Raw genomic sequence first — 15,980 nt, forward strand, 5'->3', positions numbered from 1 at the left:
GTTTCAGAAAGGACGGGTAACGAACCGCCGCAGTGCCGCCTCAGGCAGGAGTCTGAATGTTCGATGCCTGTTTGCCTTTCGGGCCTTGCACAACCTCGAAGGTGACCTTCTGACCTTCCTTCAGGGTTTTGAACCCATTCATCTGGATGGCCGAGAAGTGTGCAAACAGATCCTCACCACCCTCATCAGGCGTGATGAATCCGAAACCTTTGGCGTCGTTAAACCATTTGACCGTACCAGTTGCCATTTCCAACTTCCCCTGTAACTCATGTCACTACCACGAGCCCTCGAAAAGCCACGACTGCGCGAGGCAGTCGTCCCCTCCTCACAAGCTCACCATCGGCATTTTTTCGAAATTATGGCTTAGTGAAAAAAGTGCCAGCTTGATTGTTGGGGCTCTTTATTCGAGTGTCAAGAAAATTTTGAGACGTCGTTGTCGCGTTGCAAACAGGCCGCTTTCCAGGGTTTTTACCGCTTCCGTATGTGCGGTGGCGCAAGCGGCGTGGCTTGAAAAGTCGCATAATCGACTCACATGCTGACTGTGCCCGCGGCGCCGACGCCCAGCGCGGCGAGCGCTCGAAGCCAGTACCGGCAGGTTGTGCGATACTCGATCCGACCGCGGTGCAGCACGCACCGTGCATGACAGGATGGGGGCCGGCACCGCAATCGGCCCGTCGAAAACGCGACAGGCCGGCCGATCATGACAGCGTTGTGACCGCCGGGCGGCAGCGAACGGGCTCATCGGCCAGGCGGCCGGGTTTTGACAGGATTGCGGGCCTGTCCTAGTTGTTTAGAATGGGTGTATGGCGATTATCCCGGACAAGCAGGACGGCACCGTACTGGAGCGGCAGGAGCAGAAACTCAAGCCGCCGTCCATGTACAAGGTGGTGCTGCTGAATGACGACTTCACGCCGATGGAATTTGTCGTGATGATCGTGCAGGAATATTTCAATAAGGATCGTGAAACCGCAACGCAGGTCATGTTGAAGGTGCATCGCGAGGGCAGGGGAGTTTGTGGGGTCTATACGCGGGACATCGCGTCGACCAAAGTCGAGCAAGTCGTTACCCACGCACGGCAGGCCGGGCATCCGCTGCAGTGTGTGATGGAGGAAGCATGATTGCCCAGGAACTGGAAGTCAGCCTGCATATGGCGTTCATGGAAGCGCGCCAGGCAAGGCACGAGTTCATAACGGTCGAACATCTTTTGCTCGCGCTGTTGGATAACCCGACGGCGGCAGAGGTACTGCGTGCGTGCGCGGCCAATATCGAGGATCTGCGCCAGAACCTGCGCAACTTCATTCATGACAACACGCCGACCGTGCCGGGCACGGACGACGTCGACACGCAGCCCACGCTCGGTTTCCAGCGTGTGATCCAGCGCGCGATCATGCATGTGCAGTCCACCTCGAACGGCAAGAAGGAAGTGACCGGCGCGAACGTGCTGGTCGCGATCTTCGGCGAGAAGGATTCGCATGCGGTGTACTACCTGCAGCAGCAGGGCGTCACGCGTCTGGACGTGGTCAATTTCATCTCGCACGGTATCGCCAAGACGAGCAGCTCCGACGCCGCGAAAGCGAGCGACGCGAATGCCGAGTCCGACGAAGCCGCCGCGCAGAAGGAAACGCCGCTCGCCCAGTTCACGCAGAACCTGAACCAGATGGCGAAGGACGGCCGCATCGATCCGCTGATCGGACGCGAGTCGGAAGTCGAGCGTGTGGTCCAGGTGCTGTGCCGCCGGCGCAAGAACAATCCGCTGCTGGTCGGCGAGGCCGGTGTCGGCAAGACCGCGATCGCCGAAGGGCTCGCATGGCGCATCACGCGCGGCGAAGTGCCGGACATCCTCGCGGATGCCCAGGTGTATTCGCTCGACATGGGCGCGTTGCTCGCTGGCACCAAGTATCGCGGCGACTTCGAGCAGCGTCTGAAGACGGTGCTGAAGGAACTGAAGGAGCGTCCGCACGCCATTCTGTTCATCGACGAAATCCATACGCTGATCGGCGCGGGCGCCGCGTCGGGCGGCACGCTGGATGCGTCGAACCTGCTGAAGCCGGCGCTCTCGTCGGGCACGCTGAAGTGCATCGGCGCGACCACCTTCACTGAATATCGCGGCATCTTCGAAAAGGACGCGGCGCTGTCGCGTCGTTTCCAGAAGGTCGACGTGACCGAGCCGACCGTCGAGCAGACGGTGGCGATCCTGCGCGGGCTGAAGTCGCGTTTCGAGGAGCACCACGGCGTCAAGTATTCGTCGGGTGCGCTGTCGGCGGCGGCTGAGCTGTCGGCGCGCTTCATCACCGATCGTCATTTGCCGGACAAGGCGATCGACGTGATCGACGAAGCGGGCGCGGCGCAACGCATTCTGCCGAAGTCGAAGCAGAAGAAGACCATCGGCAAGAACGAGATCGAGGAAATCATCTCGAAGATCGCGCGCGTGCCGGCGCAAAGCGTGTCGCAAGACGATCGCAGCAAGCTGCAGACGCTCGACCGCGACCTGAAGAGCGTCGTGTTCGGCCAGGACCCGGCGATCGACGCGCTGTCGGCTGCGATCAAGATGGCGCGCGCGGGCTTGGGCAAGCTCGACAAGCCGATCGGCGCGTTCCTGTTCTCCGGTCCGACCGGCGTCGGCAAGACCGAGGTCGCGAAGCAGCTCGCGTTCACGCTCGGCATCGAGCTGATCCGCTTCGACATGTCGGAGTACATGGAGCGTCACGCGGTGAGCCGGCTGATCGGCGCGCCGCCGGGCTACGTCGGTTTCGACCAGGGTGGCCTGCTGACCGAGGCGATCACGAAGAAGCCGCACTGCGTGCTGCTGCTCGACGAAATCGAGAAGGCGCATCCGGACATCTTCAACGTGCTGCTGCAGGTGATGGACCACGGCACGCTGACGGACAACAACGGCCGCAAGGCGGACTTCCGCAACGTCATCATCATCATGACGACGAACGCGGGCGCCGAGGCGATGGGCAAGTCGGTGATCGGCTTCACGAACCGCCGCGAGGCGGGCGACGAGATGGTCGACATCAAGCGCATGTTCACGCCGGAGTTCCGCAACCGTCTGGACGCGACGATCAGCTTCCGTGCGCTCGATGAGGAAATCATCATGCGCGTGGTCGACAAGTTCCTGATGCAGCTGGAAGATCAGCTGCACGAGAAGAAGGTCGATGCGCTGTTCACCGATGCGCTGCGCAAGCATCTGGCGAAGCACGGTTTCGATCCGTTGATGGGCGCGCGGCCAATGCAGCGCCTGATCCAGGACACGATCCGTCGCGCGCTCGCCGATGAGCTGCTGTTCGGCAAGCTGATGAACGGCGGCCGTGTGACGGTCGACGTCGATGCCGAGGACAAGGTGCAGTTGACCTTCGACGAGCATCCGGCGCCGCGTAATCCGAATCCGGAGGCGGTGGAAGTCGAGTGATCTCAGTCAGGCCGGCGGCGAGTCGAACTGGCCTGACACAAAAAAACAGAACGGCGCGGGTTTTATCCCGCGCCGTTTTTTTATGCTCTGACTTTCTGCCCGCGGCGGCGTGCGCTGAACGCCGCGGCCGCCGCGTCGCGGCAATCGATCAATGCTTGCCGGTGCTGCCAAACCCGCCCGCGCCGCGCACGCTTTCCTCGAAGTCCTCGACGATGTTGAACCTGGCCTGCACGACCGGCACGATCACCAGTTGCGCGAGGCGTTCCATCGGATTCAGCACGAACGTCGTTTCGCCGCGATTCCACGTCGAGATCATCAGTTGGCCCTGGTAGTCGGAATCGATCAGGCCGACCAGATTGCCGAGCACGATCCCATGCTTATGGCCGAGCCCCGAGCGCGGCAGAATCAGCGCCGCATAACCGGGGTCGCCGACGTGGATCGCGAGTCCGGTCGGCACCAGCGCGGTTTCGCCGGGCTTCAGCGTCAGCGGTTCGTCGAGGCAAGCGCGCAGATCGAGGCCGGCGCTACCGGTCGTTGCGTAAGCGGGGAGTTGTTCGCGCATGCGCTGATCGAGAATCTTCAGGTCTAGTTTCATTCAGGTTCGATAGTGGGGGTGGGTGTGGTGGAGGGGCGCGCGGCGGACTCTGGCAAAACCTCTGTGATCAAGCCGCCTGGTTCGAGCCGAGCTGGAACGCCTCGGCGAGCAGTTCGTAGGAGCGCAAGCGGGCGCGATAACTGCCCGCGACGGTCAGCACCATCAGTTCATCGGCCTGGAACTGCTGCTGCAAATCCGTGAGCCGCTCGGTCACGCGCTCAGGCGTGCCGATGATGCTGCGCGGCTTTTCGCGGTCGATTACGAGCTGTTCGCGCTCGCCATATTCCTGTGCGATGCCTTGCTCGATCGACGGAATCGGTTCGTTCAGACCATACGCCATCTGCACGCGACGCAGATCGACGGCTTTTTCGAGGTCCGCGGCTTCCTGCTCGGTGTCCGCGCAGATCACGAAGACCGCGGCCGCCAGATACGGCTTCGATGCCTCGTCGCCAGGCTGGAAGCGCTCGCGATACGCCAGCGCGACCTGCTTGCCGAAATGCGCGTTGATGAAATGCGCGAACGAGAAGCGGATGCCGAGCTGCGCCGCGAGCAGACCGCCGAATTCGCTCGAGCCGAGCATCCACAGCTGCGGGCGCGTCTCGATCTGCGGCTGCAGCAGCACACCCTGCGCGAGATGATCGTCGGGCAGCGCGCCGTGCATGAGGCCGAGCAGCTCGGCGACCTGCTGCGGAAAAAGCTCGCCGCGATTGTAAGCGCCGGCGGCGACCGCCTGCGCGGTGCGCATGTCGCCGCCCGGCGCGCGTCCGACGCCGAGATCGACGCGGTTCGGAAACAGCGCCTCGAGCATCATGAACTGCTCGGCGACCTTGAACGGGCTGTAGTACGGCAGCATGATGCCGCCCGAGCCGATGCGAATGCGTTTGGTCACGCTGCCGAGGCGCGCCAGCATCACTTCAGGGCAGGGATTCGACACGCCGCGCAGGCCGTGATGCTCGGCGCACCAGTAGCGCGTGTAGCCGAGATCGTCGGCGAGCTGCGCGAGTTCCACGGTCGCGGCGATCGCGTCCGCCACCGAATGGCCGGCGATCACCGGTGTTTGATCGAGCACGGAGAGTAGCGTCATGGCAGTAGTGCTCCAGGTGATTCCGGTCGGCTAGCCAGGCAAAGGCGGTAGGGCCAGACGGGCCCACCGTCGCTTGCTCGTTCAGCCAACCGGACTGATGCCGGGCGGCACACGCTTCGCGATTTCCGCGATCAGCGCGCGCGCCAGCGTCTGCTTGTCGGCGCGTGGCAGCTTCGTCGCGCGGCCTGCTTCGAACAGAATCACTTCGTTGTCGTCGAGCCCGAACGTTTGCGGCCCCAGATTGCCGATCAGCAGCGGCACGTTCTTGCGCGCGCGCTTCTCCTCGCCGTGGACTTCGAGATTGTCGCTTTCGGCAGCGAAGCCGACCGCGAACGGCGGCTTCGGCAGCCGGGCGACCGCGGCGAGGATGTCCGGATTTTCGACGAATGAAAAGCTCGGCAGCGTGCGCTCGGCGGTCTTCTTGATCTTCCGATCGCTGACGTGGTCGACGCGCCAGTCGGCCACCGCCGCAACGCCGATGAAGATGTCCGCCTGCGCGACCGCGCGCATCACTGCGTCGTGCATCTGCTGAGCGGTCTGCACGTCCTCGCGCAATACGCCCCACGGCGTTTCCAGCGCGACCGGACCAGCCACCAGATGCACGTCGGCGCCGGCCTGCTGCGCGGCGCGCGCGAGCGCGAAGCCCATCTTGCCGCTCGAACGATTGGTGATGCCGCGCACCGGGTCGAGCGGCTCGAAGGTCGGCCCGGCGGTCAGCAGCACGCGCCGGCCGGACAGGATCTTCGGCGCGAAGAACGACGCGATCGCCTCGTAGGTCGCGGCCGCTTCGAGCATGCGGCCATCGCCGATCTCGCCACAGGCCTGCGGGCCCGAATCGGGGCCTAGCACTTCGACGCCGTCCGCGCGCAATTGCGCGGCGTTGCGTTGCGTGGCCGGGTTCTGCCACATCTGCCGGTTCATCGCCGGCACGACGAGCAGCGGGCAGTCGCGCGCAATGCACAGCGTCGACAGCAGATCGTCGGCCATGCCGTGCGCGAGCTTGGCAAGGAAGTCGGTCGATGCTGGCGCGATCACGATCGCATCGGCTTCGCGCGACAGATCGATGTGCGCCATGTTGTTCGGCACGCGAGCGTCCCACTGGCTTGTGTAGACCGGCCGGCCCGACAGCGCCTGCATCGTGATGGGGGTGATGAACTGGGTGGCCGCATCGGTCATGACGACCTGCACGGTCGCGCCTGCCTTGGTCAGCAGACGCGTCAGTTCGGCGATCTTGTAGCAGGCGATGCCGCCCGTCATGCCGAGGACGAGGTGTTTGCCTGCGAGTTCAGCGGTTGCCAACGAAAGCCTCCGACAAAGCGTGATCGCGAGGCGGCGCGAGGGTGTTGCCCGTCTCCGTCGCCGCGCGTTTCAAACCGGACGTGAGGCGCGGCTCTCGCAACCGCGGCCGTGCCTCACGTCGGCGACGTTAGCGTGTGCCGCGTACCCGCCGCAACTCGTCGATCACGAGCAGGATCGCACCGATCGTGATTGCGCTGTCGGCGAGATTGAACGCCGGCCAGTGCCAGCCGCCCACGTGGAAGTCGAGGAAGTCGATCACGTGGCCGTACGCGAGCCGGTCGATCACATTGCCGAGCGCGCCGCCGAGAATCAGCGCGAGCGCCGTGCAGAACATTTTCTGCCCGCTATGCCGCTTGAGCAGGTAGCAGATCACGAGCGCCGCGATCACGCCGAGCGCGGTGAACGCCCAGCGCTGCCAGCCGCCCGCCATCGCGAGGAAGCTGAATGCGGCACCGCGGTTGAACACGAGAATCAGGTTGAAGAACGGCGTAACCTCGTGCGGCACACCGTAGGCGAACACTTTGCGCACCGCGATTTTCGTCAGCTGGTCGAACAGGATGACGATCAGCGCGATGCCGAGCCAGGGTGCGAGCGAGCCGCTTGCGGTGGACGTTTTCGACATGGTTCTCGCCATTATGCCGCGCTCCTCGTTTCGCCACTGCCGAACAGATTGCTGAAGCAGCGGCCGCACAGCGACGGATGCTCGGGGTTCGCGCCGACGTCCGCGCGATAGTGCCAGCAGCGTTCGCACTTCAGGTACTTCGAGGCGATCACTTCGACACCTTCGTCCGCTTCGCTATCGACCTTGACGACGCTCGCCGCCGACGTGATCAGCACGAACTTCAGGTCGTCGCCGAGACTCGCGAGCGCGTCGTAACGCGCGCCGCTCGCGCGGATTTCGACTTCCGCCTGCAGCGACGAGCCGATCAGGTTCGCGACCCGAGCCTCTTCGAGCGCCTTGGTCACGTCGCCGCGGACTGCACGCAGCAGCGTCCACTTGTCGAGCAGCGCGCCCGCGTCCGGCACGGCCGGGTACGCGTGGTAGGTCTCGGTGAAGATCGTTTCGCTGTTCGGCTGGAACACCTTCCACGCTTCTTCCGCGGTGAACGACAGGAACGGCGCCATCACGCGCAGCAGGCCGTGAGCGATGTGATAGAGCGCGGTCTGCGCCGAGCGGCGCGCGACCGAATCCGGCGCCGTCGTGTACAGGCGGTCCTTCAGCACGTCGAGGTAGAAGCCGCCCAGGTCTTCAGAGCAGAACGTCTGCAGCTTGGCGACGACCGGGTGGAACTCGTACTTCTCGTAGTGCGCGAGGATGTCGTTTTGCAGATCCGCCGACAGCGCCACCGCGTAACGGTCGATTTCCAGCCAGTCTTCGACCGGACGCGCGTGTTGCTCGAAGTCGAAGTCCGACAGGTTCGCGAGCAGGAAGCGCAGCGTATTGCGGATACGGCGATAGCCTTCCGTCACGCGCTTCAGGATTTCTTCGGAGATCGCGAGCTCGCCCGAGTAGTCGGTCGACGCGATCCACAGGCGGATGATTTCCGCGCCGAGGCGGTTCGCCACTTCATGCGGATCGATGCCGTTGCCGAGCGACTTGCTCATCTTGCGGCCTTCGCCGTCGACGGTGAAGCCGTGGGTGAGCAGCGCGTTGTAGGGCGGGCGGCCGTCGAGCATCGAGGCGGTCAGCAGCGACGAATGGAACCAGCCGCGATGCTGGTCCGAGCCTTCGAGGTACAGGTCGGCCGGGAACTGCAGCTCGTCCTTGTGCGAGCCGCGCAGCACATGCCAGTGTGTGGTGCCCGAGTCGAACCACACGTCGAGGGTGTCGCGGTTCTTTTCGTACAGGTTGGCGTCGTCACCGATCAGCTCGCGCGGATCGAGCGTCTGCCATGCCTCGATGCCTTCCTTTTCGACGCGCTGCGCGACCTGTTCGAGCAACTCCAGCGTGCGCGGATGCAGCTCGCCGGTTTCCTTGTGCACGAAGAACGCCATCGGCACGCCCCACTGGCGCTGGCGCGACAGCGTCCAGTCCGGGCGGTTCGCGATCATGCTGAAGAGGCGCTGCTTGCCCCACGACGGATAGAACGCCGTGTTCTCGATGCCTTCGAGCGCGGTCTCGCGCAGCGTCTTGTCGCCGTCGTTCGGCTTCACGTCCATGCCGGCGAACCACTGCGATGTGGCGCGGTAGATGATCGGCGTCTTGTGGCGCCAGCAGTGCATGTAGCTGTGCGTGTACTTTTCGGTGCGCAGCAGCGCGCCGGCACCTTGCAGCGCCTCGACGATCTGCGGATTCGCCGCCCAGATCGACAGGCCGCCGAACAGCGCGAGCGATTCGATGTAGCGGCCGTCGCCCATCACCGGATTGATGATGTCCGAGTCGGCCATGCCGTGCGACTTGCACGACACGAAGTCTTCCACGCCATACGCGGGCGACGAGTGCACGATGCCGGTGCCGGTTTCGGTCGTCACGTAGTCGCCCAGATAGACCGGTGCGGTGCGCTTGTAGCCCGGGTGCGCGGACGCGAGCGGGTGGTTGAAGCGCAGGTTCACGAGCTTTTCGCCCGGCGTCGTCGCGATGACCTTTCCTTCGAGGCCGTACAGCTTCAGGCAGTCCTCGACGCGTTCCTCGGCGAGGATCAGCAGGCCGCGCGGCGTGTCGACGAGCGCGTAGACGATTTCCGGGTGCAGGTTCAGCGCCTGGTTGGCGGGAATGGTCCACGGCGTGGTGGTCCAGATCACGATGCCGCCTTCGTTGCGCGGCAGCGCGGCGAGGCCGAACGCCTGCGCGGTCTTCTCCGGTTCCGCGAAGCTGAACAGCACGTCGATGGTCGGATCGGTCTTGTCCTTGTACTCGACTTCCGCTTCAGCGAGCGCCGAGCCGCAGTCGAAACACCAGTTGACCGGCTTCAGGCCGCGGAACACGTAGCCCTTTTCAATGATTTTCGCGAGCGCGCGGATTTCGCCGGCTTCGTTCGCGAAGTTCATCGTCTTGTATGGATTGTCCCAGTCGCCGAGCACCCCAAGGCGGCGGAAGCCGGCCTTCTGCTTCTCGATCTGCTCGGTCGCGTAGGCGCGCGCCTTCTGCATCACTTCGGCCGCCGGCAGCGATTTGCCGAATTGCTTTTCGATCTGGATTTCGATCGGCATGCCGTGGCAGTCCCAGCCCGGCACGTAGACCGCGTCGAAGCCCGCCAGATTGCGCGCCTTGACGATCATGTCCTTCAGGATCTTGTTCACCGCGTGGCCGAGGTGGATGTCGCCGTTCGCATACGGCGGGCCATCGTGCAGGATGAACTTCGTGCGGCCCTTGGAGGCGGCGCGGATCTTGTCGTACACCTTGCGTTCCTGCCAGTCCTTGACCCATTGCGGCTCGCGCCTGGGCAGGTCGCCGCGCATCGGAAACGGCGTGTCGAGCAGGTTGACCGGGTAGCGGGACTGCGGTTTCGAATCGGCTTTCTTGTTGCTCATGATGTGGGTGGCGGTGAATTCGTTTCTATGCGTAGCGGCGCGCGGATTGCGCGCTGCGCGAGGAGCGGGGCGCGCCCGGCAGGCGGCTCCGCGTGAAGCCCGGATGCCCTTCGATGCGCGCGGCGACGGTTCGTGCGGCGCGGCGCGCCGGCCCGAACCGCGGCGGTTATCTAATTCGGTCGGTGGCCGAAGTGGCGAAACCGGTGGAACGGCTGCCCGGCGTGCCGGCGCCCACCGCGGCGAACCATGCACGCGCATTGGCGACGTCGCGCGCGATCGCGGCGGTCAGCGTTTCGAGGTCGACGAACTTCTCCTCGTCGCGCAGCTTCTTCAGAAATTCGACGCGCACGAGTTTGCCATACGCGTCGCCGTGCCAATCGAGCAGGTGCACTTCGAGCAGCACGCGGCCGGAATCGTCGACGGTGGGGCGCAGGCCGAGGCTCGCGACGCCCGGCAGCGGGTGCTCGGCGATGCCGTGCACCTGTACGACGAAGATGCCGGCCAGAGCCGGACGCTTGTGCGCGATCGGCAGATTGAGCGTCGGAAAGCCGAGATCGCGGCCGAGCTTCATGCCATGGGTGACGTGGCCGCTGATCAGATAGTCGCGGCCGAGCGCGGCGCGCGCCGAGTCGAGGTCGCCCGCGACCAGCGCCGCGCGCACGCCCGAGCTCGAGATGCGCGCGCCCGACGGATCGGCGACCGTCGCCATCTGTTCGACCTCGAAGCCGTAATGCTTGCCGGCCTCCCGCAGCGACGCGAAATCGCCGGCGCGCTTCGCGCCGTAGCGGAAGTCGTCGCCGATCATGATCCAGCGCGCGTGCAAGCCGTTGACGATGATCCGCTCGACGAATGCATCGGGCGACTGGCTCGCGAACGTGTGATTGAAGTGCTCGACGACGACCCGGTCGACTCCGTTGGTGCGCAGCGCCTCGAGCTTGTCGCGCAGCATCGCGATGCGCGGCGGCGCGCCGGCCGGGTTGAAAAACTCGCGCGGGTGCGGCTCGAAGGTCATCACGCAGACGGGCAGGCCACGCGCGTTGGCGGCCGCGCGCACGTGCGCGAGCAGAGCCTGGTGGCCGCGGTGGACACCGTCGAAGTTGCCGATGGTCAGCGCGCACGGCGCGCGGCTCTCGGCATTGGGAAGACCGCGGAAGACTCTCACGATAGCGGATTGCTGCGATTGCAATAGGGACGCGGGCAGGGTGCCGCAAAACAATCGATTATAAACGCTTGGCGCAATAGACGGCTGCGCGGTCGCGGTCGGGCGATTGCCGAATGATAAAATCCGCGCATGAAAAAACTCGTCATCCTGATTTCCGGGCGGGGTAGCAACATGGAAGCCATCGTGCGCGCTTGCGCGAGCGAAGGCTGGCCGGCGCGGGTCGCCGCCGTGATTGCCAACCGTCCCGATGCCGCGGGGCTCGCATTCGCGGCGTCGCATGGCATCACCACGGCGGTGGTCGACCACCGCCAGTTTCCGGATCGCGACAGCTTCGACGCGGCGCTCGCCGAGCAGATCGACGCTATCGCGCCGGACCTCGTCGTGCTCGCGGGCTTCATGCGGGTGCTGACCGAGCGCTTCGTCGACCATTACGCCGGGCGCATGCTGAACGTGCATCCGTCGCTGCTGCCGAGCTTTCCGGGCCTGAAGACTCACCAGCAGGCGCTTGACGCCGGCGTGCGGTTCCACGGCGCGTCGGTGCATTTTGTCACATCAAAGCTGGATCACGGGCCGATCGTCGTGCAATCGGCCGTGCCTGTCGAGGCGGGCGATACCGCACAGACGCTCGCCGCACGCGTGCTCGCCACCGAGCACATCATTTATCCACGCGCGGTGCGCTGGTTCGTCGAAGGGCGTCTCGCTCTGGACGGCTCGCGCGTCACGCTTACGCCGTCGGAGCCGCAATGGCTCTTTGCCGGTCACACCGCCGGAGAGGGCGCATGAGATTGCATGGTTTCCTGATTGGACAAACTGAAACGCTGCTGGCCGAAGTACTGCGGCTGAACGGCCCCGCTGACGCCACCACGAGCCGCTTCTTCCGCGCGCATCCGAAGCTCGGCCACGCCGAGCGCGGTGTGATCGCCGAGGCGGTGTTCGCGGTGCTGCGCCGCCGGATGGAGTTCGCGCATCTGGCCGAAAGCGGCACCGGCAGCCCGGCGCGCCGCATGGCCCTGCTGGGCCTGATGCAAACGGTCGGACGCTCGGCGCTCAAGCCGTTCGTCACCGAGGCCGAGGCGACGTGGCTCGAACACGTGTCGAAGATCGACCCGGAAAGCCTGCCGCTGCGGATTCGCCTGAATCTGCCCGACTGGATCTGCCAGGCTTTGAGCACGCGTTTCGAGGGCCCTGAGCTCGCGCAGCTGGCCGCCGCGCTGAACTATCCCGCGCCGCTGGATCTGCGCGCGAACCCGATCAAGGCGAGCCGCGACGACGTGCTGGGCGCGCTGGCGAAGGCCGGCATCGAGGCAGGCGCGACGCCGTTCGCGCCGCTCGGCGTGCGCGTGGTCGGCAAGCCGGCGTTGACGAAGCTCGACGCGTTCCAGCAGGGCTGGCTCGAAGTGCAGGACGAGGGCAGCCAACTGCTGTGCTCGCTGGTCGCGCCGCGGCGCGGCGAGATGATCGTCGATTTCTGCGCCGGCGCGGGCGGCAAGACGCTGGCGCTCGGCGCGGCGATGCGCTCGACCGGCCGGCTCTACGCGTTCGACATCTCCGAGCGGCGTCTCGCGAAGCTGAAGCCGCGTCTCGCGAGGAGCGGTCTGTCGAACGTGAACCCGGTGCTGATCGACAGCGAACACGACGCGAAGATCAAGCGTCTGGCTGGCAAGATCGACCGCGTGCTCGTCGATGCGCCGTGCAGCGGCCTCGGCACGCTGCGCCGCAATCCGGACCTGAAGTGGCGCCAGTCGCCGGAGTCGATTGCCGAGCTGGCGCCGAAGCAGGCGTCGATTCTGGCGAGCGCGGCGCGTCTCGTGAAGAAGGGCGGGCGGCTCGTCTATGCCACGTGCTCGATTCTCGACGCGGAAAACGAGGCGGTCGTGCAGCAGTTCCTCGCCGACCACACTGATTTCGCGCTGGTGCCCGTGCGCGACGTGCTCGCCGAGCAGCGCATCGAGCTGGAGATGGGCGACTACCTGTCGCTGTGGCCGCACCGCCACGCGACCGACGGCTTCTTCGCCGCCGTGCTCGAGCGCCAGAGCTAGGCAACCGGCTGCAGGCCGGCGCGCGCGGATTGGCCGATGAATCCGCACGTGCCGGCGATTTCGGCGACATCCATGCACACGATTTTCCCCCACATGTTCAGCGACATCGCGCGCGACTTCGGTCAGCCCGTGATGCTGTGGCAGGTCGCGATCCTGCTCGGGACGCTGCTCGTCGCATGGCTGCTCGCGCGGACGCTGCGCCGCCGGATCAAGCGGTCGCAATCGCCGCGCTACGAGAGCCTGCGTTTCGGCATGGAAAGTCTGGATCGAGCGGCTTTTCCGCTGATCGGCGCGGCGCTCGTGTGGCTCGCGCGGGCGATCGCCGGCCAGTTCATGGACACCGCGCTGCTCGATCTGGCGCTGGTGCCGCTCGTCGGCATCGGGCTGATCTACATCGTGTTCTTCTTCGCGCGGCGGGTGTTCAACCGCGAAGGGGGCGAGCATCCGTGGCTGTTTCTGGTCGAGAAAATCGTGTCGGTGGTCGTTTGGGTCGGCATGGTGCTCACGCTGTTGGGCATTCAGAATGCCGTGATCGCATGGATGGACAGCGTGAGCTTCCGCGTCGGCAATGCGCATATGACGCTGCTGTCGCTGATCACGGGGCTGTTGTGGGTCGCCGTCACGATGATCGTCGCGATGTGGCTCGGCTCGTCGTTCGAAGATCGCCTGATGCGCTCCAAGACGCTCGACGCAAACCTGAAGGTGGTGGTCGCGCGCGTCGGGCGCGCGGCCTTCGTGCTCGCGGCGATCCTGATCAGCCTGTCGATCGTCGGCATCGACATCACGGTGCTCGGCGTGTTCGGCGGCGCGCTCGGCGTCGGGCTCGGCTTCGGCATGCAAAAGATCGCGAGCAACTACGTGTCGGGCTTCATCATCCTGCTCGACCGCTCGTTGCGGATCGGCGACACGATCAACGTGGGCGGCCTGCAGGGCCGCGTCACGCAGATCCGCACGCGCTATACGGTCGTGCGCGGACTCGACGGTATCGAAACGCTGATTCCGAACGAGAAGCTGATCACCGACGTCGTACAGAACCAGTCGTCGTTTCTGACTCGTGGCCACGCGCGGGTGCCCGTGCAGATCGCCTACACATCCGACGTCGAGCAGGCGATGACGCTGCTCGCCCTGGCCGCCGCCGACGTGCCGCGGGTGTTGAGCGAGCCGGCGCCGACGCCATTTCTGGTCGGTTTCGGCCCGGACGGCGTCAATCTCGAGTTGGGCTTCTGGATCGAAGACGCGGCGAGCGGCACACGTGGCGTGCTCTCGGCGGTCAACCGGAACATCTGGCGCCTCTTTTCCGAGCACGGCATCAGGATTCCGCTTGCGCAACGTGAGGTGCGCATCGTCGGTCAGGCAGGCGGCGCAATGCCGCACCCGGAAGTAATGACCGATCCCGCGCACGAGGCCGCGACCGATTCAGCGCTCAGGGCCGCCGACGGGGCCACCAACGACGGTCGTTAGGCCCAGCTTTTGGCCGTCGCAAGTGATGCGCCAGTTCCGAGACAATCGCTAGCAGCTTGATAGCGCACAAAAAATCCCTATTTGTTACAAACACTTGGAACGCTTCCAGTAGAATATCGTCCTATCCCGCTGTATGCTTTCACTTTCATGACACACGCGCCGCGTGTGCTTCGTATCTCTCGTTCTGCAGGTAACTTACCTTGTTGAATTCTTTGCTCGATTTCCTTGCCCACGGACTGCTGCATTTCTCGTGGTGGCAACTCGTCGTGTACACGCTGATCGTGACGCACATCACGATTATCGGCGTGACCGTCTATCTGCATCGCTGCCAGGCGCATCGCGCGCTGGATCTGCACCCGATCGCCAGCCATTTTTTCCGTTTCTGGCTGTGGATGACCACCGGTATGCTGACCGGCCAGTGGGCCGCGATTCACCGTAAGCATCACGCGAAGTGCGAAACCGAAGAGGATCCGCACAGCCCGCAGACGCGCGGCATCTGGAAGGTGCTGCTCGAAGGCGCCGAACTCTATCGCACCGAAGCCAAAAACGAAGAAACGATGCGCAAGTTCAGTCACGGTACGCCGAATGACTGGATCGAGCGCAACGTCTACACGAAATACCCGATTCTCGGCGTGAGCCTGATGATGGTGATCAACGTCGCGCTGTTCGGCGTCGTCGGTCTGACCATCTGGGCCGTGCAGATGGTGTGGATTCCTTTCTGGGCCGCAGGCGTGGTCAACGGCCTCGCGCACTTCTGGGGCTATCGCAACTTCAATTCGTCGGATGCGAGCACCAACATTTTCCCGTGGGGCATCATCATCGGTGGCGAGGAACTGCATAACAATCACCACACGTACGCGACGTCGGCGAAGCTGTCGAACAAGTGGTACGAGTTCGACATCGGCTGGATGTACATCCGCATCATGCAGGCATTTCGTCTGGCCAAGGTGAAGAAGATCGCGCCGACGCCGCGGCTGACCACCGGCAAGCTCGTGCTCGATCAGGACACGCTGCAGGCCGTGCTCGCGAACCGCTACGAAGTGATGGAGCGTTACGCGAAGGCGATCAAGCGCGCGTACCGTCAGGAGCTCGCGCATCTGAAGGAAGTCGGCGCACGCGAGAAGTATCAGGTGATGCGCGGTGCGCGTAGCTGGTTCCACAAGGAAGAGGCGGGCCTCAATGAGCCGCAGAGGCTCCAGCTGCCGCAAATTTTTGCGAGCAGCCAGAAGCTGAAGACCTACATCGACATGCGCAACGAACTGGCGGCGATGTGGGAGCGCTCCAACGCGTCGCGCGAGCAATTGCTGGCGCAATTGCAGGACTGGTGCCATCGCGCCGAGCAGAGCGGGATCAAGGCGCTGCAAGACTTCGCGATGCGACTGCGTCGCTATGCCTGAAATCTATTAAAATTTAAGGACGTCACAAAACCCCGCGTTGGCGGGGTTTTGCATTTTTGG

General features: G+C 64.5%; 13 protein-coding genes. 6 read left to right on the forward strand and 7 right to left on the reverse strand.

What is annotated here, in order from left to right:
* Positions 1-40: 40 nt before the first annotated feature.
* Positions 41-247, reverse strand: coding sequence for a cold shock domain-containing protein CspD (gene cspD, locus AB3X89_RS19855; RefSeq protein WP_176105238.1), 207 nt, complete (start codon positions 245-247; stop codon positions 41-43).
* Between the two features lie 556 nt (positions 248-803).
* Here cspD and clpS point away from each other — a divergent pair.
* Positions 804-1,118 carry an ATP-dependent Clp protease adapter ClpS gene (clpS, locus tag AB3X89_RS19860; protein WP_008919570.1) on the forward strand — a complete coding sequence of 105 codons (315 nt, stop codon included), beginning with the start codon at positions 804-806 and terminating at the stop codon, positions 1,116-1,118.
* Positions 1,115-3,412, forward strand: coding sequence for an ATP-dependent Clp protease ATP-binding subunit ClpA (clpA, locus tag AB3X89_RS19865; RefSeq protein ID WP_368584780.1), 2,298 nt, complete (start codon positions 1,115-1,117; stop codon positions 3,410-3,412). The genes clpS and clpA overlap by 4 nt, the downstream gene beginning before the upstream one ends.
* Before the next feature lie 148 nt (positions 3,413-3,560).
* Here clpA and dut read toward each other — a convergent pair whose 3' ends face one another.
* The 6 genes from dut to AB3X89_RS19895 all read right to left on the reverse strand — a co-directional run bounded on the left by dut (position 3,561) and on the right by AB3X89_RS19895 (position 11,023).
* On the reverse strand, positions 3,561-4,007 hold the full coding sequence (gene dut, locus AB3X89_RS19870) for a dUTP diphosphatase (RefSeq protein WP_013090304.1): 447 nt from the start codon (positions 4,005-4,007) through the stop codon (positions 3,561-3,563).
* 67 nt (positions 4,008-4,074) lie between these two features.
* Positions 4,075-5,091: an LLM class flavin-dependent oxidoreductase gene (locus tag AB3X89_RS19875; protein WP_368584781.1), complete on the reverse strand. Its 1,017-nt coding sequence runs from the start codon at positions 5,089-5,091 to the stop codon at positions 4,075-4,077.
* 81 nt (positions 5,092-5,172) lie between these two features.
* On the reverse strand, positions 5,173-6,390 hold the full coding sequence (coaBC, locus tag AB3X89_RS19880; protein WP_368584782.1) for a bifunctional phosphopantothenoylcysteine decarboxylase/phosphopantothenate--cysteine ligase CoaBC: 1,218 nt from the start codon (positions 6,388-6,390) through the stop codon (positions 5,173-5,175).
* 127 nt (positions 6,391-6,517) lie between these two features.
* The gene (lspA, locus tag AB3X89_RS19885; protein WP_368584783.1) at positions 6,518-7,024 is read right to left on the reverse strand and encodes a signal peptidase II; all 507 of its coding nucleotides are present in this window, start codon (positions 7,022-7,024) and stop codon (positions 6,518-6,520) included.
* Positions 7,024-9,861 carry an isoleucine--tRNA ligase gene (gene ileS, locus AB3X89_RS19890; RefSeq protein WP_368584784.1) on the reverse strand — a complete coding sequence of 946 codons (2,838 nt, stop codon included), beginning with the start codon at positions 9,859-9,861 and terminating at the stop codon, positions 7,024-7,026. Before ileS ends, lspA begins: the two co-directional genes overlap by 1 nt.
* A gap of 166 nt (positions 9,862-10,027) precedes the next feature.
* Positions 10,028-11,023 carry a bifunctional riboflavin kinase/FAD synthetase gene (locus AB3X89_RS19895; RefSeq protein WP_176105244.1) on the reverse strand — a complete coding sequence of 332 codons (996 nt, stop codon included), beginning with the start codon at positions 11,021-11,023 and terminating at the stop codon, positions 10,028-10,030.
* Between the two features lie 129 nt (positions 11,024-11,152).
* Between AB3X89_RS19895 and purN the strand changes: the two genes are divergently transcribed.
* From purN to AB3X89_RS19915, 4 genes are all read left to right on the forward strand, one after another.
* Entirely contained in the window at positions 11,153-11,806 is a 654-nt protein-coding gene (purN, locus tag AB3X89_RS19900; protein WP_368584785.1) for a phosphoribosylglycinamide formyltransferase, read from the forward strand.
* Positions 11,803-13,062 (forward strand): RsmB/NOP family class I SAM-dependent RNA methyltransferase, encoded by a 1,260-nt coding sequence (locus AB3X89_RS19905; RefSeq protein WP_368584786.1) that lies wholly within the window; start codon positions 11,803-11,805, stop codon positions 13,060-13,062. The genes purN and AB3X89_RS19905 overlap by 4 nt, the downstream gene beginning before the upstream one ends.
* A 72-nt stretch (positions 13,063-13,134) precedes the next feature.
* Positions 13,135-14,523, forward strand: a complete 1,389-nt coding sequence (locus tag AB3X89_RS19910; protein ID WP_368584787.1) for a mechanosensitive ion channel family protein — start codon at positions 13,135-13,137, stop codon at positions 14,521-14,523.
* Between the two features lie 200 nt (positions 14,524-14,723).
* A complete protein-coding gene (locus AB3X89_RS19915) occupies positions 14,724-15,920 on the forward strand; it encodes an acyl-CoA desaturase (RefSeq protein ID WP_176105247.1) in 1,197 nt (398 codons plus the stop codon).
* Positions 15,921-15,980 lie beyond the last annotated feature (60 nt).

Origin of the sequence: Paraburkholderia sp. BR14320 (assembly GCF_040948665.1) — a bacterium.
Lineage (GTDB): Bacteria > Pseudomonadota > Gammaproteobacteria > Burkholderiales > Burkholderiaceae > Paraburkholderia > Paraburkholderia youngii.